Genomic DNA, 22,333 nt, shown 5'->3' on the forward strand with positions numbered 1-22,333 from the left:
CCAGGCAGACGGGCAGGTTAAGCGCAAACGCCGGTTTCCGGCCTGAAACAGATTGTGTTAGGAAGCCAACGACAGGGCACCCGATAGCCCGAACGGTATGGGGATGAGGTTGATGACGGGTAAATCCAGCTACGAGTACGACGAATTGCTGGCCTGCGCCCGCGGCGAGTTGTTCGGACCGGGCAATGCCCAGCTTCCCTATCCTCCCATGCTGATGTTCGATCGTATCACCGAGATCAGCGAGACGGGTGGCGCCTTCGAGAAGGGTTTCATCCGCGCGGAATTCGACATCAAGCCGGACCTGTGGTTCTTTGCCTGCCATTTCATCGGCAATCCGATCATGCCGGGGTGCCTCGGCCTCGATGCCATGTGGCAATTGACGGGCTTCTATCTTGGCTGGCTCGGCGAACCCGGCAAAGGAATGGCGCTGTCGACCGGTGAAGTGAAATTCAAGGGCATGGTCACGCCCTCGGTGAAGAAGGTTGAGTACGGCATCGACTTCAAGCGCGTGATGCGTGGCCGGCTGGTGCTCGGCATCGCCGATGGCTGGCTAAAGGCGGATGGCGAGCCCATATACGCGGCAACGGATTTGAAGGTCGGTCTGTCGAAACAGCCGACGGTCGGCTGACCAGAATTCCTAGCCGGCCCTTGGCCAGCATCCCTGGAAGGAGTTGCGAATGAGACGTGTCGTTGTCACAGGCCTCGGCATCGTGTCGTCGATCGGCAACAATGCCAACGAGGTGCAAACCTCGCTGCATGATGCCAGATCCGGCATCAGTTTCTCCGATTCGTTCGCCGAGCATGGCTTCCGGTGCCAGGTCTGGGGTGCGCCGACGCTCGATCCTTCCGCCATGATCGACCGCCGAGCGATGCGCTTCCTAAGCCAAGGTGCAGCCTGGAACCACGTCTCCATGGATCAGGCAATCGCGGATGCGGGCCTGGAAGAGAGCGACATCACCAATGAGCGTACCGGCATCGTCATGGGATCGGGCGGACCATCCACCCGCACCATCTTCGAGGCGGCCGAGACCACGCTGAAGAACGGCAGTCCCAAGCGTATCGGTCCGTTCGCGGTGCCGAAGGCAATGTCGTCGACCGCATCGGCAACGCTTGCCACCTGGTTCAAGATCCACGGCGTCAACTATTCGATCTCTTCGGCCTGTTCGACCTCGGCGCATTGCATCGGCAATGGCTACGAACTGATCCAATGGGGCAAACAGGACATAGTCTTTGCCGGCGGCCACGAGGATCTCGACTGGACGATGTCGGACCTGTTCGACGCCATGGGCGCCATGTCGTCGAAGTTTAACGACAAGGCATCGACCGCTTCGCGCGCCTACGACGCCAATCGCGACGGCTTCGTCATCGCCGGCGGCGCGGGTGTGCTGGTGTTGGAAGAGCTTGAGCACGCCAAGGCGCGGGGCGCCAAGATCTACGCCGAGATCGTCGGCTACGGCGCGACCTCGGACGGCTACGACATGGTTGCCCCTTCAGGCGAGGGCGCGGTTCGCTGCATGCGCCAGGCGCTGGCCACGGTTTCCACGCCGGTCGACTACATCAACACCCATGGCACATCGACGCCGGTGGGTGACTCCAAGGAAATGGGCGCGATCCGCGAGGTGTTCGGCGAGAAGATGCCCTACATCACCTCGACAAAATCGCTGACCGGCCATTCTCTGGGCGGGGCGGGTGTGCAGGAATCCATATACTCGATCCTGATGATGCAGGGTGGTTTCATCGGCGAAAGCGCCCATATCGAGACCCTCGACCCCGAATTCGAGGGCATGCCGATCGTGCGAAAGCGCATCGACGACGCCAGGATCGACACCGTCTTGTCTAATTCGTTCGGCTTCGGCGGCACCAACGCGACGCTCGTTTTCCAGCGCTATTCCGCATAAGGCCAGCGTTTTTTTTGTAATAAGGATTGGCGGCCATGGACGGATTGATGAAGGGCAAGCGCGGGCTTGTCATGGGTGTCGCCAACGATCATTCGATCGCCTGGGGCATTGCCCGGAAATTGTCCGAACATGGGGCGGAACTCGCCTTCACCTATCAGGGCGATGCCTTCGGGCGCCGGGTCAAGCCGCTGGCCGACAAGCTCGGTGCCTCGCTGGTGGTGCCATGCGACGTCGAGGACAGCGCTTCGGTCGCCGCGACGTTCGAGACGCTGGGTAAGGAATGGGGCGGGCTGGATTTCGTCGTCCACGCCATTGGCTTTTCCGATAAGAACGAGCTGAAAGGCCTCTACGCCGACACCAGCCGGGACAATTTCGTCCGCACCATGGTGATCTCCTGCTACTCCTTCACCGAGATCGCCCGCCATGCCGCCGCCCTGATGCAGGACGGTGGATCGATGATCACGCTGACCTATGCGGGGTCGGTCCGCGTCATGCCGAACTACAATGTCATGGGCGTGGCCAAGGCAGGGCTGGAGGCCAGTGTGCGCTATCTCGCCAACGATTACGGTCCACGCGGCATTAGGGTCAATGGCATATCGGCTGGACCCGTGCGCACGCTTGCCGGCGCCGGCATTTCCGACGCCCGCCACATGTTCTCCTATCAGCAGCGCAACTCGCCGCTGCGCCGCACGGTGACCATCGACGAGGTCGGCGGCTCCGCGCTTTATCTGCTGTCGGGTCTGTCTTCGGGCGTCACCGGCGAAATCCACTATGTCGATTCCGGCTATCACATCGTTTCCATGCCAACGCTGGACGAATTGAAGCAGACCGACGGCGGACGAGACTAATGCACGTCGCCGAAGCGTGCGCAGCGGTCTTGGGACAACGACATTTATGAAACAAAAGCTTAAGATGCGCCGGCGGAATCCGTTTCAACACGACGCGCTTTAACCCTCTAAAGAAATACTTTCGGTCGAATAAAATTAGATGCATTGGCGGAAACTCATTTTAAGGAGATATCCGCTAGAAAGCCCCGTACTCTGGGGATCTTTCAATGTCGGCCGTCAGCAACCCGAAGCGAACACCGGTGTTCCGATTGCTCACCATAGCGAGCTCGGGTCTCGGCAGTTTCGTCCTCGGACTCTGGGGCCTGAAGCTCGGTCTCGGCGAAGGCTTTGCCGGCATCTCCGCGGACATGATGGTCGCGATGATGGCCGCGCTTTGCGCACTGGCGGCGTCGGCAGCCGCGATGTCCTTCTTCGCCGGCGTGGATGAATCGGCGGATTTCGTTTTCACGGAAACCCATTTCGATAAACTGACGGGCCTTTTGGCGCGTCCGGCAATGGTCGGCAAGATTGCCGAGGCGGCGTGCGCGACAAGCCGGACCGGCGAGCCGATGTTCCTCATCGACATCGACATAGACCGCTTCAAGCAGATCAACGACGCCATCGGCTACAGCCAGGGCGATGAGTTGATCCGCGCCTTCACCAAGCGATTGAAGAGCTGCGTGCCGCAGCGGGCACTGATAGGACGCATTGGCGCCGGTGAATTCGCGATACTGCTCCCCGACAATCAAGTATCAGGGTCGCTGGAAAGCACCATCGAGAGGCTCATCGACGAGATGATGGAGCCCTATGAACTCAGCACTCACCTGCAATCGGTCAGCCTGTCGGTGGGCATCGTGGCGATGCCGAAGGACGGCGTAGATCCCGTCCTCATCCTGCGCCGCTCCAATCTGGCGCTGCAGAATGCTCGCGCCAGCGGCGTCGGCAACTGGTCTGTCTTCCATGCCGAAATGGGTAGGGTCGCCGATCATCGCCAGTGGATCGAATCCGAACTGAATACGGCCTTCGAGCGCGGTGACTTCGATCTTCACTACCAGCCGCAGCTCGACCTCCCGACCGGGCGCATCGTCGGCTATGAAGCCCTGATCCGCTGGCGGCACCCCGAACGCGGCATGATCCCGCCGATGGAGTTCATCCCAATCGCCGAGGAAACCGGCATGATCGGCCCGATCGGCGAATGGGTGCTGCGCAAGGCTTGCAGCGACGCCCGGCATCTGCCCGACGACTGCTTCGTCGCCGTCAACATCTCGCCCGTGCAGTTCATGACCAAGGACTTCGTCGGCACCGTGCGCGACACCATGACGAGCACCGGCATCAAACCGTCGCGGCTGGAACTGGAAGTGACCGAGACGGCGATGATGCAGGATCGCGACCGCGCCGCCGCCATCCTGAAGCAGCTTGCGGACATGGGCATCTCGGTCGCCGTCGACGATTTCGGCACCGGCTATTCCAATTTGAGTTACCTGATCGACTTCTCATTCGGCAAGCTGAAGATCGACCGGTCCTTCGTCAGCCGCCTCGATACGGATTCCAGCTCAGGCGCGGTCGTCTCGACGATCGTCGGCCTTTCGCGCGCGCTCGGCGTCGGCATCATTGCCGAAGGCGTCGAGACCGAAAGCCAGGCGACGCTGCTGCGGGCGGCCGGCTGCGAGGTGGTGCAGGGCTACCTGTTCGGCCGGCCGGCGCCACTCAAGATCAGGATTGGCGACGCGCATGTCACCGACGAGGTCCGACGCGTCGCCAATCTGCATTGAATGCTACGCCTTGTATCAACGCCGGGCGGCAAGCACCTTGAACATGCCGTCGCGGGCGAGCTCGACATGGCTCGAAAAGGCAGCCGACAGGATCGGCTCGTAGGGAAGCTGGCGGTTGGCGACCATGAACAACCGCCCACCCGGCTTCAAGGCCTTGGCTGCAGCGCGGATCATGCCGGCGCCGATCTCGGGCTCGGCTGCACGGCTGCGGTGAAACGGCGGGTTCATGGCAATCACGTCGTAGCGCTTCTCGACCGGTTCCTTCAGCAGATCGATCCAGAAAAAATTCCTGGCGACCGACTGGCTGACCACCCCTGCCAGATTGAGCTTCGCGGCTTCGAGCGCATCGAATTCGGCCTCGTAGAGATCAAGCACCGACAGGCCTTGTGAGCGGGCGGCGATCTCGGCCGCCACATAGCCCCAGCCGGCGCAGAAATCGGCAACGCTGCCACGCAGATCATTGGGCAAGTTTTCGACCAGCAATCTCGAGCCGGTATCGATCCGGTCGAAGGAAAACATGCCGGGCGCGGTATGGAACCGGCCTTCAACCAGCAAGGCGGGGTTCGCGGCGCGCAATTCTTCCGCAGCAGCCAGATCGGCGGGGCGGCGAAACCAGAAGGCGATGCCGTGATATTTTGGTAAATGACCTTCAAGCGGCACAAGCTCGTCAACGCGCTTGCGCAGGCTGGCTATGCCATCATCCTTGCCGCCGGCAACGATGACCAGCCCGCCCGGCGCCACGCGCTCGAGCGCCTGCGCGATGCGCACTTCGTTAAGGCCCCTGTGCCGGCCGGCAAGCACGAGTGCCATATCGAAGCCGTCGCCTTCCGCTTGCGCGGTGACGACGAAGCCAGAAGCCTGCAGCGCGCGAAAATGCGGTCGGAAGCCTTGCACGAGGTGAAGCGCTGCCTCGAAGCCTTCGGGCAGCCTAAAACCCGGCTCAGCGCCAAGAAACAGGGCGCGATTACCCTTTCCAGGCAGAGGAACAGCCTCGGCCTCAAAGGGATGAAAAAGCGTCTTCAGCGGCTCGGCGGACATTGTTCGATCTCGAAACGAAGCCCTGTGTTTGCAATATGAAAGTGAAAAAGCGGCTGAAAAAGAAAACGGGCGCGACATAAGCCGCGCCCGCTTCGAGTCATGAGCTCAAGACCGATCAGGCGGCGTTTTCTTCGCCTTCGGTCTTCTTGTCGCGGGCGAGTTCCTTGCCGGTGGCCTGGTCGACGACCTTCATCGACAGGCGGACCTTGCCGCGCTCGTCGAAGCCCATCAGCTTGACCCAGACCTTGTCGCCTTCCTTGACCACGTCCGAGGTCTTGGCGACCCTGTCGTTGGCAAGCTGCGAGATGTGGACGAGGCCGTCACGCGGACCGAAGAAGTTCACGAAAGCACCGAAGTCGGCGGTCTTGACGACCGTGCCTTCGTAGATTTCGCCGACTTCCGGCTCGGCGACGATGGTGTGGATCCACTTCTTCGCCGCCTCGATCTCCTTGGCGTTGGATGATGCGATCTTGACCGTGCCGTCGTCCTCGATGTTGATCTTGGCGCCGGTCTTTTCGACGATCTCGCGGATGACCTTGCCGCCCGAGCCGATGACGTCGCGGATCTTGTCGGTCGGGATGTGCATCACTTCGATGCGCGGCGCGAACTCACCGAGTTCCGCACGCGCGCCGGAGAGCGCGTGGCCCATCTCGCCGAGGATATGCTGGCGGCCATCCTTGGCCTGGTCCAGGGCGATCTTCATGATCTCCTCGGTGATGCCCTCGATCTTGATGTCCATCTGCAGCGAAGTGATGCCATTGGCGGTGCCGGCGACCTTGAAGTCCATATCGCCGAGGTGATCCTCGTCGCCAAGGATGTCGGACAGAACCGCGAAGCGCTCGCCTTCCTTGATCAGGCCCATGGCGATGCCGGCGACGGGCTTGGCCAGCGGCACGCCGGCATCCATCAGCGCCAGCGAGGTGCCGCAGACGGTCGCCATCGACGACGAACCGTTCGACTCGGTGATCTCCGAGACAACGCGCAGCGTGTAGGGGAATTGGTCGGCGCTCGGCAGCATCGGACGGATGGCGCGCCAGGCGAGCTTGCCATGGCCGATTTCACGGCGGCCCGGCGAACCCATGCGGCCGGTCTCACCGACGGAGTAGGGAGGGAAGTTGTAGTGAAGGAGGAACTTCTCCTTGTACATGCCGGTCAGCGAGTCGACATACTGCTCGTCCTCGCCGGTGCCGAGCGTGGCAACGACCAGCGCCTGGGTCTCGCCGCGGGTGAACAGCGCCGAACCGTGGGTGCGCGGCAGGACGCCAACTTCGGAGACGATCTTGCGGACCGTCTTGAGATCGCGGCCGTCGATGCGCGAGCCTGTGTCGAGGATGTTCCAGCGCACGACCTTGGCCTGGAGTTCCTTGAACACGGTGCCGATCTGCTCGGAGGCGTACTTGGCTTCTTCGCCTTCCGCCGGGGCAAACGCAGCCTTGACCTTGGCCTTGACGGCGTCGACGGCGGCGTAGCGCTTCTGCTTGTCGGTTATCTTGTAGGCATCGCGAAGTTCACCTTCGACGATCTTGAGCATTTCGGCTTCGAGCGCGGAATAATCCGGCGCGGTAAAGTCGCGCGGCTCCTTGGCGGCAACTTCGGCCAGCTTGATGATGGCGTCGATGACCGGCTGGAAGCCCTTGTGGCCGAACATGACGGCGCCGAGCATCAGCTCTTCGCCGAGTTCCTTGGCTTCGGACTCAACCATCAGAACGGCGTCGGTGGTGCCGGCGACGACCAGGTCGAGCTTCGATTCCTGCATCTCATCGACATGCGGGTTGAGCACATATTCGCCGTTGATATAGCCGACGCGGGCGCCGCCGATCGGGCCCATGAACGGCACGCCCGACAGGGTCAGGGCAGCCGAGGTGGCAACGATCGACAGGATGTCGGGATCGTTTTCCAGATCGTGCTGGACGACGGTGACGACGATCTGGGTGTCGTTCTTGTAGCCTGAGGCGAAGAGCGGGCGGATCGGGCGGTCGATGAGGCGGGAAACCAGCGTTTCTTTCTCGCTCGGGCGGCCTTCGCGCTTGAAATAGCCACCCGGGATCTTGCCGGCGGCGTAGGTCTTTTCCTGGTAGTTGACGGTCAGCGGGAAGAAATCGAGGCCGGGCTTCGGCTCCTTCATCGAAACGACGGTGGCGAGAACCTTGGTCTCGCCGTAGGTGGCGAGAACCGCGCCATCAGCCTGGCGGGCGATCTTGCCGGTTTCGAGGATGAGCGGACGGCCGCCCCATTCGATTTCCACTTTGTGGTGATTGAACATATCTTGTCCTTAATATGAGGAAAGGGCCGCGCCGTTTCACGGTGCGCGGATGCCCATTCCCTTGGCTTCCTTTCTCGGGCAGCCACGGGCAAGACAGCGGGAGGCTCGGCTAATTTCGGCGCGGCGAGCGCGCACGAGCGTCCTGCAATCCTGCCCCATGACCGTCCATGGGCGGTTTCGAGTGCCCTCTGCACGATCGAAACCGGGTCTGGCCAGTCGATGCGACTGGCAGAATGCGCGACCGGCGGGCTCTCCGAAGAAAGCCCGCCGGTCAATTCGTCAACGGCGCAGACCGAGCTTCTCGATCAGCGTCTGGTAGCGCGCGTCATCCTTGCGCTTGAGATAATCAAGCAGGCTGCGGCGCTGGGAGACGAGAGCGAGCAGACCACGGCGGGAATGGTTATCCTTCTTGTGGTCCTTGAAATGGTCGGTCAGGTTCTTGATGCGCTCGGAAAGGATGGCCACCTGGACTTCCGGAGACCCGGTATCGCCCTTGGCGGTTGCGAATTCACCCATCAATTCCTGTTTGCGCTCGGCAGTAATCGACATCGTGTTTTTCCTTATCTGTTTGAGGAAACGGGTCGCCCTCAGCCGGGATGTCGTCCAGCAGGGGCCGGTGCAAGCAAGGCGTCATAGCGCTATGCTGCGGCGCATATAGTGCAATTCCCCGGAAAACACCAGCCCAATTCACAAGCCGGCTTTTCAGGCCAAAATGGCCGGTTCTATCCTTGTCAGAGCCATTTCTTCCATTTGAAGAAGGCAATCAGCCCGAACGCGACAAGCGCCATGAACAGAAGCGATAAGGGATAGCCGTAGTAGGCCTTCAGTTCCGGCATGTTCCAGGGCGAAGACCCTGGATCGAAATTCATGCCCCAGATGCCGACCAGGAAGGTGAGCGGCATGAAGATGACCGAGACGATGGTGAGATAGCTGATGACGTCGTTGGTGCGCGCCTGGCTCAGCGACAGATGCATCTCGATCAGGCCGGTCAGCATGTCGCGCTGGGTTTCGACCAGCTCGATCAGCCTGAGAGAATGGTCGAGCGTGTCGTTGAGGAAGACCTTGGTCTCGGCTTTCACATAGGGCACGTCGTTGCGGATCAGCGTCGCCAGCGCGTCGCGCATGGGCCACAGCACCCCTTTCAGTACATTGGCATCGCGCCGCAATTCATGCAGCTGTCGCATCTGATGCTTGTGCGGCGTATGCAGCATCTCATCCTCGATGCTGTCGACCAGTTCGCCGGCCGACTCGATCGGCGGAAAATAGCTGTCGACGACGGCGTCGATGAGCGCGTAAGCGAGGTAGTCGGCGCCCCGCGCGCGCAACCGATTGGGCGCGGAACTCTCGATGCGCTTGCGCACGGGATCGAAAGGATCGCCCTCACGCTCCTGAAAGGTGACGACGAAATTGTTGCCGAAGAAGACGGCGATCTGCTCATAGCGGTGCGACGTGAAATCGTCGATCATCCTGACGACGACGAAGGCGTGGTCCTCGAAGAAGTCGACCTTAGGCCGCTGGCCGGTGTTGACGACGTCTTCCAGCGCCAGCGGATGCAGGCTGAAAATGCGGCCGATCTCCTCGATCAGCGGGATGTTGGCGAGGCCGGTACAGTCGAGCCAGATGACCGGCCATTTGTCGCAATGGGTGTTGAGGTCGTCGATGCTGGCGTTTTCGATGGTCTTGAATTTCTGCGGCGAGATCATGGTCAGCCGTAGTTCCGAGCGACGAGCCGCCGGGTCGGCAATCAGCGTACCCGGCGATGCACCGACCGGCGGCCGCCGCGTCCTCACCGGCGCCCGCTTCTTCACCGCCTCAGCCTTTGCCATGGAGCCCCTCTAACGCTCTGTCCGCAGACATTAGATGAGTGCCCTCAGCCGGCAAAGACCCGCTTGGGCTTGAACATGCCTTGCTCGATGGCACCGATGGCGACCAGCTTGCCGCGAGCAGTGGCGCAGGCTTCCTCGGCTTCCACCGGCGCGTCTCGGCCGCGGATGATTACCGGATTGCCAAGGCGGATCTTGGTCGCTGCATCGTCGCTGATGGCGACCTGCGGCAGGCAGTCGAGGGCGGCCGCCGTATCGACCAGAAGCGCGTCGATGGCGTCGAAGTCGATCGGCGCTTCCATCACGTCAGCGACTTGTGTCGCGCCAGTGGCTTCGGTCGTGTCGGCGACATCCGCCGCCTCCGAGCTGTCTTCGTCCCGCACACCGAAACGAGCGGCTTCCAGTTCGGCGATGGTGACGAAATCCTCCGGCGTGAACGGCTCGACCTCGACCCGGCGCAATTCGGAAATATGACCGAAGCAGCCGAGGTCGCGGCCCATGTCGCGGGCCAGCGAGCGCACGTAGGTACCCTTGCCGCACTCGACCTCGAAAACCGTATGGTCGGCGCTATGCCCGACAATATCGAGCCGGCCGATCTCGACCTCGCGTGGTGGAATATCAATTGTCGCGCCGTCGCGTGCCAGATCATAGGCACGCTCGCCTGCGATCTTGATGGCCGAGAATTGCGGCGGCGTCTGCATGATGACGCCGGTGTATTTCGGCAGCAGCGCTTTGACCTCGGCTTCCGATGGACGCAGGTCGGACTCCTTCGTCACCGGACCTTCGAGGTCATCGGTCGAGCGCTCCTGTCCCCAGGCAACGGTAAAGCGATAGATCTTGGCGCCGTCCTGCACGTAGGGCACGGTCTTGGTGGCCTCGCCAAGCGCGATCGGCAGCATGCCGGAGGCGAGCGGGTCAAGCGTGCCGGCATGGCCGGCCTTTTCCGCCTGGAACAGCCACTTGATCTTGGAGACGGCTTCGGTCGAGCCCATGCCGACCGGCTTGTCCAGGATCAGCCAGCCCGAGATCGGCCGGCCTTTCTTCTTGCCGCGACGCGCCACTATTCTGTGTCCTTGTTGTCGTCTTTGTCCTGGTTCTCAGGACCCAGATCGCGTGCTACCTCGGGCGACTTCAACAGGTCGTTGATCCTGGCGAAATTATCGAAGGAGGTGTCGAGCTTGAAGCGGAACTCCGGCATGAATTTCATCTGCCGCAGCGCGCCAGAGACGCGGCCGCGGATGAATTTCGCGTGCTTGTTCAGCGCCTCGACCACCGCATCGGTATCCTTGGCACCGAGTGGCGAGACGAAAGCGGTGGCGACCTTGAGGTCGGGCGACATGCGCACTTCCGAGACCGACACCACGGTGTTCTCGATCAACGGATCGATGATCTCGCCCCGCTGCAGGGTTTCGGACAGCGCATGGCGGACCTGTTCGGCGACGCGCAGCATGCGCTGGGATGGGCTGGATGCGGTTGGACGGGGCATTTTTCTCAATCCTGAAAGCGTGAAGCGCGGGATGGGACCGCGCCGCATGTCTCATATGGGCCATTCTCAATAGACCTTGGGCGGCGGCCTTTCGACCACCGCCCGTATGGACAAGTCACTCGAACTCAGAGCGTCCGGGTCACCATCTCGACGCGGAAGCACTCGATGACGTCGCCGACGCGCATGTCCTCGTAGTTCTGGAAGGCCATGCCGCATTCCTGGCCGCCGGGGACTTCCGAAACTTCGTCCTTGAAGCGCTTCAGTGTCTTCAGCGTGCCCTCGTGAATGACGACATTGTCGCGGATCAGGCGAACGCCCGCACCGCGCTCGACCTTGCCTTCGGTGACACGGCAGCCGGCGATCTTGCCGACCTTTGTGATGTCGAAGATTTCGAGGATCTGCGCATTGCCGATGAAGGTCTCGCGACGCTCGGGAGACAGCAAGCCCGACAGAGCCGCCTTCACGTCATCCACGAGATTGTAGATGATCGAGTAGTAGCGGATCTCGATGCCCGCGGCCGCTGCGGCAGCACGCGCCTGGACGTTGGCGCGGACGTTGAAGCCGATGATCGCCGCACCCGAGGTTTCCGCAAGCGACACGTCGCTTTCGGTGATGGCGCCGGCGCCTGCATGGACGATGCGCGCACGCACTTCGTCGGTGCCGAGCTTGTCCAGCGCCGCGTTGATCGCCTCGATCGAACCCTGCACGTCGCCCTTGATGACCAGCGGGAATTCCTTCAGCCCGCTCGTCTGCAATTGCGACATCATCTGCTCGAGCGAACCGCGCTGGCCGGCATGCTTGGCAACCGCCTTCTCGCGCGCCAGACGCTGGCGATACTCGGTGATTTCGCGGGCGCGGGCCTCGTTGTTGACCACGGCGAAGCGGTCGCCGGCCTGCGGTGTACCCTGCAGACCAAGCACCTCCACCGGCATCGCCGGCGGCGCTTCCTTGATCTGCACGCCACGATCGGTGACCAGCGCACGCACCCGGCCCCATTCGTTGCCGGCAACAAGGATGTCGCCCGGCATCAGCGTGCCGGTCTGCACCAGCACGGTGGCAACGGGGCCACGACCCTTGTCGAGCTGGGCTTCGATGACGACGCCCTCGGCGGTACGATCCGGATTGGCCTTCAGGTCGAGAATTTCGGCCTGCAGCAGGATCGCCTCCAGCAGCTTGTCGAGATTGGTCCCCTTGGTCGCCGACACTTCGACGTCCAGAACTTCACCGCCCATCGATTCGACGAAGACCTCATGGCGCAGCAGTTCGGAGCGCACTTTCTGCGGATCGGCATCATGCTTGTCGATCTTGTTGATCGCCACGATGATCGGAACGCCGGCCGCCTTGGCATGGCTGATCGATTCAATCGTCTGCGGCATGACGCTGTCGTCGGCCGCAACCACCAGGATGGCAATGTCGGTCGCCTGGGCGCCACGAGCACGCATTGCCGTGAAGGCGGCGTGGCCGGGCGTGTCGATGAAGGTGATCTTGTGACCGTTCTTCTCGACCTGATAGGCGCCGATATGCTGGGTTATGCCGCCGGCTTCGCCGGAGACGACGTTGGCGTTGCGGATGGCATCGAGCAGCGAGGTCTTGCCGTGATCGACGTGACCCATGATCGTCACGACGGGCGGACGCGACACAAGGTCCTCGGCATTGTCGGCGATGTTGAACAGGCCTTCCTCGATGTCGGACTCGGCGACGCGGCGAACCGTATGGCCGAATTCGGTAGCAACCAGTTCGGCCGTGTCAGCGTCGATGACGTCGCCCGGCTTCAGGATCTGGCCCTGCTTCATGAAGAACTTGACCAGGTCGACCGCACGCTCGGACATGCGTTGCGCCAATTCCTGGATGGTAATCGTCTCTGGCAGGATCACTTCGCGCATGACTTTCTCGCGCGGCTCATTGTGCATCGCGCGCTTGAATTTTTCCTGGCGGCGACGCATCGACGACAGTGAGCGGGCGCGCGCATCCTCGTCGGACAATGCTGAATTCAGGGTCAGCTTGCCGCGGCGGCGGTCCTCCTCGCTCTTGGTCGGCTTGGCCGGACGCGCCACTTCAGGCGTAACCGGACGGCGCACCGGCACACCGGCACCAGTCCGCTTCGGCTTGACCTGTTCTTCGTCGTCGACCGTCGCCAGTTCAGCGGTCAGCGGCGCGCGGCGGCGCGCCTCTTCCTCGGCCCGACGGCGGGATTCGGCCTCGGTCTGCAACCGCGCCTCTTCCTCGGCCTGGCGGCGCGCCGATTCATCGCGTTCGCGCTTGCGGCGTTCTTCGTCCTCGGCGCGGCGCTTGGCCTCCTCGGCGGCGCGCTGACGGTCCTCGACCTCGCGAACCTTCGAGCCCTCGAGCGCCCTGCGGCGTGCTTCCATTTCACTGCGCGACAGTTCGTTCAGCACCATGCCGCTGCGCTCGACCGGGGCCGGTGGCGGGGGTGGCGGCGCCTTCGGCGCTTCCTGCACGACGACGGGTGCGGCCACGACCGCCGGCTTCGGTGTGAAGACGGGGGCGGCAACCGGCTCCGGCTTGTCGCCGGGCATCGAGAACTTGCGCTTCTTGGTTTCGACGACGACCTGCTTGGTGCGGCCGTGTGAGAAGTTCTGGCGCACAGTGCCCTGTTCCATACCGGGGCGCTTCAGCGTCAAGGTCTTCTTCGGCGTCACACTCAGCGTATTGTCGTCACCCGATTTCGTATCGCTCATTCCATATCCTCTGCGGCATCATCTTCGTCAGCAACAGCCGCAAGCATTGCCAGATCGTCCGGGGAACCGCCCCGATACCGGTCGAGCGCAACCATGCGCTTCTGGACCGCCCTGCCCGCGTCTCCCGCGAGAACGGCAGCATGTATCACATTTGTACCCCCCAATGCCAAGCTCAACTCGGCCTCGGAGAAAAGTTTGTAGGCAAGGATAACAGGGCCGCCGAGATGGACTGTCGCCCGTCGTGCCTGACTGATCTTGCGTACACCGTCGTCGGACGCCTCGGTCGCGTGGAGCACGAAAAGCGCCAATCCGCCACGCACAGCGCTCTCGACTTTGGTGGCGCCCAGCGCAATCGCGCCTGCCTTGCGGGCAAGACCGAGCATGCCCAGAGCGTGTCTGGAAAGCAGCCCGTCGACCATGCCGCCAAGATCGGGCGGCACGACCACCTGTGCCTTGAAGGCGCGAGCGAAAAGGTTCTTCGCCGCAGCCTTGTCGATATGTAGGCGGTCGGCACTCACCCAGCAACCGCGGCCGGGCAAATTTCTCTTGATATCGGGAACGACGGCCGAATCCGGGCCGACGACGAACCGGATCAGATCATCCGGTTCGGCCTGCCTGCGGGTGACGATGCAGGTGCGATCGTTCATCTCGTCCAAGGGCGGGTTCGGTGCGATGCGGTTTCACCTCACGCACCAACGGCTTCGTCAGCCGATTCTTCTTCGGCTGCAAGCTCGTCTTCGGTGATCCATCCAGCCTTGAGGCGGGCGGCCAGAACCATTTGCTCGGCATCGGCGCGTGTCACGCCATGATTGGCCAGCACACCCGGATAGACCTTGGTCTCGCCGTCTTTGCGTTCCTTCCAGCCGGTCAGGTCGTCGGCGGCATAGCCGGCAAAGTCCTCGATCGTCTTCACGCCGTCCTCGCCGAGCGTCACCATCATGGCGGTGGTGATGCCGGGGATTTCGCGCAATTCGTCCGAGACGCCGAGCGCCTTGCGCTTGTCGTCGTGTTCGGCTTCGATCTTCTCCAGATATTCGCGGGCGCGGGTCTGGATCTCTGAAGCGGTGTCCTCGTCGAAGCCATCGATCGAGGCGATCTCGCCGGAATCGACATAGGCGACTTCCTCGACGCTGGTGAATCCTTCGGAGGCGAGCACCTGGCCGACCATCTCGTCGACGTCGAGGGCTTCCATGAACAGCGACGAACGCTCGACGAATTCCTTCTGGCGACGCTCGGATTCCTCGGCCTCGGTCAGGATGTCGATATCCCAGCCGGTCAGCTGCGAAGCAAGCCGCACGTTCTGGCCGCGACGGCCGATGGCCAGCGACAGCTGGTCGTCGGGAACCACGACTTCGATGCGCTCGGCGTCCTCGTCGAGCACGACCTTGGCGACTTCCGCCGGCTGCAGCGCGTTGACGATGAAGGACGCCGCCGATGGCGACCACGGAATGATGTCGATCTTCTCGCCTTGCAACTCGCCGACGACGGCCTGGACGCGGCTGCCGCGCATACCGACGCAGGCGCCGACCGGATCGATCGAGCTATCGCGCGAGATGACCGCGATCTTGGCGCGTGAGCCGGGGTCGCGGGCGACCGACTTGATCTCGATGATGCCGTCATAGATTTCCGGCACTTCCATGGTGAACAACTTGGCCATGAACTGCGGATGGGTACGCGACAGGAAGATCTGCGGGCCGCGCTGCTCGCGGCGCACGTCATAGACATAAGCGCGCACGCGGTCGCCGTATTTGTAGTTTTCGCGCGGGATCAGTTCGTCGCGACGGATGATTGCCTCGCCACGGCCGAGATCGACGATGACGTTGCCGTATTCGACACGCTTAACGGTGCCGTTGACGATCTCGCCGATGCGGTCCTTGTACTCGTCGTACTGGCGATCGCGCTCGGCCTCGCGGACCTTCTGCACGATGACCTGCTTGGCCGACTGGGCGGCGATGCGGCCGAAATCCATCGGCGGCAGCTGTTCGGCGATGAAGTCGCCGAGCTGGGCATCGGGATTGCGCTCGCGGGCCGAGGAAATGGCGATCTGCGTGGCGTAGTCGTCGACCTTCTCGACCACTTCCATCAGCCGCTGCAGCTTCATCTCGCCGGTGTTCGGGTTGATGTCGGCGCGGATGTTGGTCTCCTGACCGTAACGCGAACGTGCCGCCTTCTGGATCGCGTCGGCCATGGCGGCGATGACAATCGACTTGTCGATCGACTTTTCGCGCGCGACCGCGTCGGCGATCTGCAGCAGTTCAAGTCTGTTGGCGCTTACAACCATCGTTTTTCTCCCGAGCCTGTTTGCCGGACCTTCGCGCCCAGCAGCTCAATCATAGTTCCTGTTCGTGTTCTTCCGTGGCGTCCGCTTCCGTACCCGACTCATCGTCGTCCGGTTCGCCGCGACGTTTCTTGGCTTCCTTGCGCGCCCTGTTGTCCTTCGACAGGGCATCGCGAATGAGATCGTCGGTCAGGATCAGGCGCGTTTCGGAAATCGCATCATAGGGGACACGCACCGTGGGCTCCTCGCCATAGGCAGCCTTTTCGCGCTCGATCAACACATCGTCTTCGCCGGCCTCGACGATCTTGCCCTTGAACCGCTTGCGGTCGGCGACGACGATCGATGTTTCCATCTTGACCAGATGACCCGTCCAAGTCGCGAAATCCGATTTGCGGACAAGCGGCCGGTCGATGCCGGGCGACGAGACCTCCAGATGATAGGCCTTTTCGATCGGATCGTCGACGTCGAGCGCCGGCGACACCGCCCGGCTTACCTCTTCGCAATCCTCGACGGTCATGGTGCCGTCCTCGCGCTCGGCCATGATCTGCAGCGTCAGCCCATTCTGGCCCGACAGATGCACCCGCACGAGGCGGAAGCCGATGCCGCGCAGAACCGGCTGGACGATCAGCGCGATGCGCGCATCGATGCCGCTTTCGCGGATGATGCGGTCGTCGCCCTCGCTTGCCGTTGCAGTCATTGATATCCTATCGCTCTATCCGAAGTTATCGGCAGGTAATAAAAAAGAGCGGGACCGGGTGGACCCACTCTTCGTCATACCGACCAAGAATTTGAGGCTGATATAAACGATCGCGGTCGGTGTTTCAAGCCCGCCGTGCGGGCCGCACGAAACCCATTACGGCGCCAGTGTTGTGCCAGACGCATGACCTCCATGCGGCGAAACCCTGTGAGCCTTGCCGCTGCATTTCCATTTATACCACATCGCACAAGGATTGCACGACACGGCACAGAGGGGCATGACCATGACCAGCCGCAAGATCTTTTCCGCCATTGGCGAGTTCTTCACGACTTTTGGCAGCGCGGTCGCTGCCTCGCGCGCGGTGCAAGTGGGCCGCAAGCCGCGTGCTGACGACCTGCGCAAGCTCGGAATGGACCCGGCTGTCTTCAACAGGATCGGTCGTTTCTAAATTTGGCGCGTGAACACGCCTTTGCAACGGGCGGAGGCTGGTGCGCCGTGAGCGCGCCTATTTTCTGACAAAAGTGAGATAGGCCGGCCGCCGGCCCTCGCGGATGGCCTTCGCTTCGTAGCGGGTGCCCGGCCAGCCATCATAGGGCCGATGCCAGTCCGCCGCCTCCGAAGCCTGCCATGCGAACGCACCATGCGCACGGCAATGCAGCAACGTCCAATTGACATATGTGTCGATATCGGACGCAAAGCGGAATTTCGAGCCCGGCTTCAGCACGCGCGCGAACCGATCGAGATTGACCGGGCTGACGAAGCGCCGCTTCCAGTGTTTCTTCTTCGGCCAGGGATCGGGATAGAGCAGGTCGATACCGTCGAGCGAGGCTTGCGGCAACCAGTCCAGCAACCGGGTGGCATCGTCGTCATAAACCCGCAGATTGGCGAGCGGCTTCTCCCGCACTGCCATCATCATCTTGGCCATGCCGTTGACGAACGGCTCGACGCCGATAAAGCCGATCGAGGGCGCCTCGCTGGCGCGATGGAGGAGATGTTCGCCACCGCCGAAGCCGATCTCGAGGCGAACCGCCGAAACATCGGCTTTGAACAGAGCTTGCAGATCGGCCGGCGGTTCTGCTGTCAGATCGAGTCGGTATTTCCCGAAACCGCTCTCCAGAGCGGCCGCCTGCTGCGGACGCATGGTCTTGCCGCGCCGGCGACCGAAAAAGGCTTCGGTCGCGCGGCTTGGTCTGTCCTTCGGGTCCATGGCGGGACTTTGCGGCGTCGCTATCAGGCGGCGACAGCGTCCTTGAGCGCCTTGGCGAGATCGGTCTTTTCCCAGGAGAAAGACCCGTCACGGCCGGCCTTGCGGCCGAAATGGCCGTAGGACGACGTCTTGGCGTAGATCGGCTTGTTGAGATCGAGATGGCGGCGGATGCCGGACGGCGACAGATCCATCACGCTGCGCAGCGCCTCCTCCAGCTTTGCCTCGTCGACCTTGCCGGTGCCGTGCAGGTCGACATAGACCGACAGCGGCTGGGCGACGCCGATGGCGTAGGAAAGCTGGATGGTGCAGCGGTCGGCCAGTTTCGCCGCCACGACGTTCTTGGCCAGATAGCGCGCCGCATAGGCCGCCGAACGATCGACCTTGGTGGTGTCCTTGCCGGAGAAAGCGCCGCCGCCATGGGGAGCGGCACCGCCATAGGTGTCGACGATGATCTTGCGGCCGGTCAGGCCGGCGTCACCGTCCGGCCCGCCGATGACGAACTTGCCGGTCGGGTTGATGTACCACATGCAGTCGTCGGAGATCTTCAGCTCGCCCAATGCCTCGCGGATATAGGGTTCGACGACCTTGCGGACCTTCTTCGAATCCCAGCTCGCATCGAGGTGCTGCGTGGACAGCACGATCTGCGTCGCCTCGGCGGCCTTGCCGTCGACATAGCGGACGGTGACCTGGCTCTTGGCGTCCGGCCCGAGCTTGCCGGCTTCACCGCTGCCTTCGTGACGGGCAGCAGCCAGCAGTTCCAGGATCTTGTGGCTGTAGTAGATCGGAGCCGGCATCAGATCCGGCGTCTCGCGGCAGGCGTAGCCGAACATGATGCCCTGATCGCCGGCACCTTCTTCGCCCTGACGGTCGGAGGCATTGTCGACACCCTGGCCGATGTCCGGCGACTGGCCGTGCAGCAGGACCTCGATCTTCGCCGTCTTCCAGTGGAAGCCGGCCTGCTCATAGCCGATTTCGCGGATCGCCTTGCGGGCGACCGACTTGAACTTGGCCGGATTGACGACGGGATGGCCGGCGGCATCCGTGAGGATGTTGCCTGCCTTGTCCTTCTTCAGCAGCGTCTCCGGGACGCGCACCTCGCCGGCGATGACGACGCGGTTGGTTGTCGCAAGCGTCTCGCACGCGACTCGGACTTTCCATGGGTCCATGCCGGTCTTCTTGGCTTCGCGATAGACCAGATCGACGATCTCGTCGGAAATCCGGTCACAGACTTTGTCGGGATGGCCCTCGGCAACGGATTCCGAGGTAAAGAAGTAGTTCTGCCGCGTCACGGGTGTCCCCTCTTGAAAAACGATCGGCAGGCTGCCGACTTTGGCGCGCCACGTGTTAGCGGGGCGATGCGCCGCTCGTCAAGCGATGCTTCGGTTCTGGCATGAATGTCGCTGCAGTTATCTTGTGCCACCGGCGGCAGGGCGCCGCCGGTCCAAGCGTGATTGCGGATCAGTCGGCATCGTCGGTGGAGAGAGACTTGACCAGATCTATGATCCTGCGGCGCACCTTGGCGTCGGCGATCTTGACAAAGGCCCGGTTGAGCTGAAGGCCTTCGGGACTGCCGCAGAATTCGACGGCGAAGGCCATCGACGCATCCTCGGCAAATCCCCGGCCCGCCACGGCCTCCTGGCCGGGCGCATCCTCGAAAAAGAAGGCGACAGGCACGCCGAGGATGGACGCGATCGCCTGCAGACGGCTGGCGCCGACGCGGTTGGTGCCCTTTTCATACTTCTGAATTTGTTGAAATGTGATGCCGAGATTTTCTCCCAGCTTTTCCTGGCTCATTCCCAACATATTGCGGCGAAGCCGAATGCGACTGCCAACATGGATGTCGATCGGATTCGGTTTCTTCTTGTTATCTTCTATCATTTTTTCCTCGCCGAATTTTTTCGGCTTCTCTATTTTTTCCTGCCCAAATGAAGCCGGAGGCAACTGCCCCAACAGAACGATCAACCGACTTCGAGAAATATCAGGCGCTTACAGTATGAGTTTCTAATGTGTGGGCTGTCAATTCACCCGTAGCTTCTGCCTTACGCTCAAAAGTGCGGCCGCAATGGCAAACAGCAACATGATCAGCATTCCGTTAATGCGTCGTTGGCCAGGAGAGATGACCGCCTGTTCGGAAATCGGCACATGGGCGTCGATGGCGCCGCGGGCGTCGATCGCCAGCGCATCGACGATGCGCCCGCGCGGATCGACGACGGCCGAGATGCCGTTGTTGGCTGCACGCAACAATGGCAATCCATTCTCCACCGCACGGATCTGGGCCTGCCTGAAATGCTGATACGGACCCGGCGTGTCGCCGAACCACGCATCATTGGTGACGTTCACAATAAGCTGTGCTGACGTAGCGTCAACTGCCGCGAGATCGGGAAAGATCACCTCATAGCAGATAAATGGCAATGCACGGATGCCATCAGGCAACGTAATGGCGTGCCGCTCGTTGCCGGCCGCAAAACTCATCGGCCCGGCAACGAGTTGCTCGATACCGAAATGATCGAGCAGATCGGAGAAAGGCAGATATTCGCCGAACGGCACAAGGTGAACCTTGTCGACGGCATCAGTGATTTCACCTTTGTCGTCGATCGCCACCACGGAGTTGTAGTAGCGGCTGTCGGCACTTGCGGCCGAACCGCCCTCCTCGCGGACGACGCCGGCCATCAGCATCTGGCCGGGTGCCAGCATGTCGCCCAGCGCCGTCAATGCGTCCGGACGCTCCGTGAAGAGGAACGGAACCGAGGTTTCGGGCCACAGGATCAGTTGCGGCTTGCCGTGACCCGGATCGGGTGCCTTGGCCGATAGTCCCATCAAGGTTGCGAAGATGCGGTCGCGCACCGAGGCGTCCCATTTTTCCGAGAGGTCAACGGCCGGCTGGACGATGCGGACGTCCAGACTGTGCACCGCAGGTTTTTCGGGAGCGGCAAGCCTGACATAGCCGTAGCCGACATGGGCAGCGGCAAGCACGACAAACAATCCGGCGCCGAGGCGCAGATGCCAGCGCGCCGCCAGCAGCGCCGGCAGAGCGAAGACGAACACCGCGAGCGCGTTCATGCCGATCATGCCGGTGACCGAGACGCTTTGCATCAATAGCGGCACGGGCATGGCCGCGTAGCCGATGGCATTCCAGGGAAAACCGGTGAACAGGAAGTCGCGCAGCCATTCCGCCAGCCCGAAGCCGAAGGCAAGGGCGGCGATGCGTCCGATGTCGCTGCTCCACAACAGCCGCGCAACCATGGCCGCAAAGCCGTAGAAAAAGGCGAGTGCGAAGGGAATGCCGACCACCGCGAAGGGAAGCGCCCAGGCAAAGTTGTCGGCCTCGACCAGCAGAGCCGAGCCGATCCACCACAGGCCGGCAAGGAAATAGCCGAAGCCGAACCACCAGCCGACGGCGAAGGCCGGCCGCAGGCGCCGCACCAGGCTGCCGGAAGCATCACCGGTTGCGCCGTCGAGCAGCCAGACCAGCACGGGAAAAGAGATGAAACAGGCGGCGAAGAAATCGTAAGGCGCCTGGCCTAGCACCGCCAGCGCGCCAGCGAGAAACGCCGCGAGCGCGCGCCCCCAACCCCAAAGCAGAATTATCCGGCCGGCAAGGCGCACCATACATACTTCCGAGTCGCGCGAATCAACAGCCAAGATTTAACAGGCCACGGTCCGCGGTCCAAACGGCAGGTGATGGCCAGAGGTGGACCGAGCCTAGCCCGGATATCTCACACAGTCTTTCGGCGCGAGGCTGGCGGCAGCGATTTTGCAGGCGCTTGAGCTGCGGGCAAGGGATGTCCGCCGCTTGGAGCGGGTTGGTGTGGTTCGGCGCTGTTTCCTTGGCTGTTGACGGGAGGGGTGGATGGGGCCGCTCAGGCGGCTGCTGCCAAGAGCCGGGCATAGGTCAGGGCCCATTCGCGCTGGAAGGGACAGGCTGAGTTCATGGCCAGCTTGATGCGGCGCACCGAGATGCTGACCAGGGCGCCGATCTTGAACAGCTTGAGACGGATGGTGGCGCAGCTTGCCCTGGCGAGCCGTGTGTCCACCAGGCCGATGCGGCGCAACGCGCAAATCAGCACATAGGCCATCGAGGCGAACCAGAGCCTGAGCTGGTTGGCGCGCAGGGTGGCGGCCGAGGTGCGGTCGGCAAACAGGTCGAGCTGGCATTCCTTGATGCGGTTCTCCATCTCGCCGCGGGCGCAGTAGAGGTCCTCGTAGAGGCATTGCGCCGGCCAAGCCTCGGCGTCGAGCGAGGTGACGACAAAGCGCGGATTGGCCTCGCCTTGCGTCCACTCGGCCTTGGCCACGACCCGGCGCCGGCCGCTCCAGCTCTTGCGCGTGGTCCACAGGAAGTCCT

General features: G+C 62.3%; 19 protein-coding genes and 2 pseudogenes. 5 read left to right on the plus strand and 16 right to left on the minus strand.

Going from position 1 to position 22,333, the window contains the following annotated elements:
- Window positions 1-112 precede the first annotated feature (112 nt).
- The 4 genes from fabA (at window position 113) to NKI20_RS10880 (ending at window position 4,497) form a co-directional block, all read left to right on the plus strand.
- Window positions 113-628, plus strand: a complete 516-nt coding sequence (gene fabA, locus NKI20_RS10865; protein ID WP_023758106.1) for a 3-hydroxyacyl-[acyl-carrier-protein] dehydratase FabA — start codon at window positions 113-115, stop codon at window positions 626-628.
- Between the two features lie 49 nt (window positions 629-677).
- Complete coding sequence (fabB, locus tag NKI20_RS10870) at window positions 678-1,898, plus strand: beta-ketoacyl-ACP synthase I (protein ID WP_352601429.1); 1,221 nt, start codon at window positions 678-680, stop codon at window positions 1,896-1,898.
- Between the two features lie 35 nt (window positions 1,899-1,933).
- Window positions 1,934-2,746, plus strand: a complete 813-nt coding sequence (fabI, locus tag NKI20_RS10875; protein WP_352601431.1) for an enoyl-ACP reductase FabI — start codon at window positions 1,934-1,936, stop codon at window positions 2,744-2,746.
- Window positions 2,747-2,952: 206 nt separating this feature from the next.
- Complete coding sequence (locus NKI20_RS10880; protein ID WP_352601433.1) at window positions 2,953-4,497, plus strand: putative bifunctional diguanylate cyclase/phosphodiesterase; 1,545 nt, start codon at window positions 2,953-2,955, stop codon at window positions 4,495-4,497.
- A gap of 15 nt (window positions 4,498-4,512) precedes the next feature.
- Here NKI20_RS10880 and NKI20_RS10885 read toward each other — a convergent pair whose 3' ends face one another.
- From NKI20_RS10885 to rimP, 11 genes and pseudogenes are all read right to left on the minus strand, one after another.
- Entirely contained in the window at window positions 4,513-5,535 is a 1,023-nt protein-coding gene (locus NKI20_RS10885) for a class I SAM-dependent methyltransferase (RefSeq protein ID WP_352830460.1), read from the minus strand.
- A gap of 115 nt (window positions 5,536-5,650) precedes the next feature.
- Window positions 5,651-7,798 (minus strand): polyribonucleotide nucleotidyltransferase, encoded by a 2,148-nt coding sequence (pnp, locus tag NKI20_RS10890; RefSeq protein ID WP_023758110.1) that lies wholly within the window; start codon window positions 7,796-7,798, stop codon window positions 5,651-5,653.
- Between the two features lie 279 nt (window positions 7,799-8,077).
- Window positions 8,078-8,389: a 30S ribosomal protein S15 gene (gene rpsO, locus NKI20_RS10895; RefSeq protein ID WP_269470859.1), complete on the minus strand. Its 312-nt coding sequence runs from the start codon at window positions 8,387-8,389 to the stop codon at window positions 8,078-8,080.
- 140 nt (window positions 8,390-8,529) lie between these two features.
- Entirely contained in the window at window positions 8,530-9,624 is a 1,095-nt protein-coding gene (gene corA / locus NKI20_RS10900; RefSeq protein ID WP_352830463.1) for a magnesium/cobalt transporter CorA, read from the minus strand.
- Window positions 9,625-9,668: 44 nt separating this feature from the next.
- Window positions 9,669-9,908: pseudogene (locus tag NKI20_RS33710) on the minus strand (tRNA pseudouridine(55) synthase TruB); the annotation flags it as partial.
- 104 nt (window positions 9,909-10,012) lie between these two features.
- Window positions 10,013-10,682, minus strand: a pseudogene (gene truB, locus NKI20_RS10905) (tRNA pseudouridine(55) synthase TruB); the annotation flags it as partial.
- Entirely contained in the window at window positions 10,682-11,107 is a 426-nt protein-coding gene (rbfA, locus tag NKI20_RS10910; RefSeq protein ID WP_352830469.1) for a 30S ribosome-binding factor RbfA, read from the minus strand. The pseudogene truB and the gene rbfA, both read right to left, overlap by 1 nt.
- 125 nt (window positions 11,108-11,232) lie before the next feature.
- Window positions 11,233-13,806, minus strand: coding sequence for a translation initiation factor IF-2 (gene infB / locus NKI20_RS10915; protein ID WP_352727037.1), 2,574 nt, complete (start codon window positions 13,804-13,806; stop codon window positions 11,233-11,235).
- Window positions 13,803-14,453: an RNA-binding protein gene (locus NKI20_RS10920; RefSeq protein WP_352601447.1), complete on the minus strand. Its 651-nt coding sequence runs from the start codon at window positions 14,451-14,453 to the stop codon at window positions 13,803-13,805. Before NKI20_RS10920 ends, infB begins: the two co-directional genes overlap by 4 nt.
- Before the next feature lie 38 nt (window positions 14,454-14,491).
- A complete protein-coding gene (gene nusA, locus NKI20_RS10925; RefSeq protein WP_023758117.1) occupies window positions 14,492-16,087 on the minus strand; it encodes a transcription termination factor NusA in 1,596 nt (531 codons plus the stop codon).
- 49 nt (window positions 16,088-16,136) lie between these two features.
- Window positions 16,137-16,781, minus strand: coding sequence for a ribosome maturation factor RimP (rimP, locus tag NKI20_RS10930; RefSeq protein WP_023758118.1), 645 nt, complete (start codon window positions 16,779-16,781; stop codon window positions 16,137-16,139).
- 283 nt (window positions 16,782-17,064) lie between these two features.
- Between rimP and NKI20_RS10935 the strand changes: the two genes are divergently transcribed.
- Entirely contained in the window at window positions 17,065-17,229 is a 165-nt protein-coding gene (locus NKI20_RS10935; RefSeq protein ID WP_352830474.1) for a hypothetical protein, read from the plus strand.
- Window positions 17,230-17,286: 57 nt separating this feature from the next.
- Here NKI20_RS10935 and trmB read toward each other — a convergent pair whose 3' ends face one another.
- From trmB to NKI20_RS10960, 5 genes are all read right to left on the minus strand, one after another.
- Window positions 17,287-17,988 (minus strand): tRNA (guanine(46)-N(7))-methyltransferase TrmB, encoded by a 702-nt coding sequence (gene trmB / locus NKI20_RS10940; protein WP_352830477.1) that lies wholly within the window; start codon window positions 17,986-17,988, stop codon window positions 17,287-17,289.
- A 23-nt stretch (window positions 17,989-18,011) separates the two neighbouring features.
- On the minus strand, window positions 18,012-19,277 hold the full coding sequence (gene metK, locus NKI20_RS10945) for a methionine adenosyltransferase (RefSeq protein WP_352601453.1): 1,266 nt from the start codon (window positions 19,275-19,277) through the stop codon (window positions 18,012-18,014).
- Between the two features lie 169 nt (window positions 19,278-19,446).
- On the minus strand, window positions 19,447-19,866 hold the full coding sequence (locus NKI20_RS10950; protein WP_023758122.1) for a helix-turn-helix domain-containing protein: 420 nt from the start codon (window positions 19,864-19,866) through the stop codon (window positions 19,447-19,449).
- Between the two features lie 138 nt (window positions 19,867-20,004).
- On the minus strand, window positions 20,005-21,597 hold the full coding sequence (gene lnt, locus NKI20_RS10955; protein ID WP_352830480.1) for an apolipoprotein N-acyltransferase: 1,593 nt from the start codon (window positions 21,595-21,597) through the stop codon (window positions 20,005-20,007).
- Between the two features lie 251 nt (window positions 21,598-21,848).
- Window positions 21,849-22,333: transposase (locus NKI20_RS10960; protein ID WP_352830482.1), on the minus strand; the 485-nt coding region annotated here is incomplete at its 5' end.

The organism is Mesorhizobium sp. M0830 (assembly GCF_040319965.1).
Lineage (GTDB): Bacteria > Pseudomonadota > Alphaproteobacteria > Rhizobiales > Rhizobiaceae > Mesorhizobium.